The organism is Rossellomorea sp. FS2 (assembly GCF_047915635.1).
GTDB lineage: Bacteria > Bacillota > Bacilli > Bacillales > Bacillaceae_B > Rossellomorea > Rossellomorea marisflavi_A.
Genome location: NZ_JBLRVS010000001.1, coordinates 1 through 1,042, shown reverse-complemented (window position 1 = coordinate 1,042; position 1,042 = coordinate 1). Strand labels below are relative to the sequence as shown.

The window sequence follows — 1,042 nt, the reverse complement described above, 5'->3', positions numbered from 1 at the left end:
TAAAGAATATGGTGGGCCTAAGTGGACTCGAACCACCGACCTCACGCTTATCAGGCGTGCGCTCTAACCAGCTGAGCTATAGGCCCACAAATAAATGGAGCGGGTGATGGGAATCGAACCCACGACATCAGCTTGGAAGGCTGAGGTTTTACCATTAAACTACACCCGCAAAAAAATGGGGCGACTGATGGGAATCGAACCCACGAATGCCGGAACCACAATCCGGTGCGTTAACCACTTCGCCACAATCGCCATGGTGGCTCAGGACAGAATCGAACTGCCGACACATGGATTTTCAGTCCATTGCTCTACCAACTGAGCTACTGAGCCGTTTCGTAAAAAAATAAATGGCGGTCCGGACGGGACTCGAACCCGCGACCTCCTGCGTGACAGGCAGGCATTCTAACCAACTGAACTACCGGACCAAAGCTTTTTGCGATAGCAAAATAGCTATCACTAATATCTCGCGTTAGCGAAAATAAAGATCATTACCTATGTATTGCAATCACTACATCCTGATCCTTACAGATCAACATGGTATTGCGGGGACAGGATTTGAACCTGCGACCTTCGGGTTATGAGCCCGACGAGCTACCGAACTGCTCCACCCCGCGACGATAAAAGAGAAAAAGAAATATGGAGGAGGAAGGGGGATTCGAACCCCCGCGGGCTTTGACACCCCTGTCGGTTTTCAAGACCGATCCCTTCAGCCGGACTTGGGTATTCCTCCGTATGGTGAGAACTATGGTGGACCTTGTAGGACTCGAACCTACGACCGGACGGTTATGAGCCGTCTGCTCTAACCAACTGAGCTAAAGGTCCCTAGTGGTAGCGGCGGAGGGGATCGAACCCCCGACCTCACGGGTATGAACCGTACGCTCTAGCCAGCTGAGCTACACCGCCTCGTATAACGAGTATATCCTGGTTCTCATAATTGAAATATGGTGGAGCCTAGCGGGATCGAACCGCTGACCTCCTGCGTGCAAAGCAGGCGCTCTCCCAGCTGAGCTAAGGCCCCAAAAGAAAGTGGTCGGGAAGACAG

The 1,042-nt window shown here is 52.1% G+C and carries 10 tRNA genes; all 10 read right to left on the bottom strand.

Annotation, left to right across the window (positions count from 1 at the left end):
* Window positions 1-9: 9 nt before the first annotated feature.
* Window positions 10-86 (bottom strand) — tRNA-Ile (locus ACNA6I_RS00050).
* Between the two features lie 9 nt (window positions 87-95).
* Window positions 96-169 (bottom strand) — tRNA-Gly (locus ACNA6I_RS00045).
* A gap of 7 nt (window positions 170-176) precedes the next feature.
* Window positions 177-252, bottom strand: a tRNA-His gene (locus tag ACNA6I_RS00040).
* 2 nt (window positions 253-254) lie between these two features.
* A tRNA-Phe gene (locus ACNA6I_RS00035) sits at window positions 255-330 on the bottom strand.
* 18 nt (window positions 331-348) lie between these two features.
* A tRNA-Asp gene (locus ACNA6I_RS00030) sits at window positions 349-425 on the bottom strand.
* Between the two features lie 115 nt (window positions 426-540).
* Window positions 541-614 (bottom strand) — tRNA-Met (locus ACNA6I_RS00025).
* Window positions 615-637: 23 nt separating this feature from the next.
* Window positions 638-730: transfer RNA gene (locus ACNA6I_RS00020), tRNA-Ser, on the bottom strand.
* A 15-nt stretch (window positions 731-745) separates the two neighbouring features.
* A tRNA-Ile gene (locus ACNA6I_RS00015) sits at window positions 746-822 on the bottom strand.
* 4 nt (window positions 823-826) lie between these two features.
* Window positions 827-903: transfer RNA gene (locus ACNA6I_RS00010), tRNA-Met, on the bottom strand.
* A 39-nt stretch (window positions 904-942) separates the two neighbouring features.
* Window positions 943-1,018: transfer RNA gene (locus ACNA6I_RS00005), tRNA-Ala, on the bottom strand.
* Window positions 1,019-1,042 lie beyond the last annotated feature (24 nt).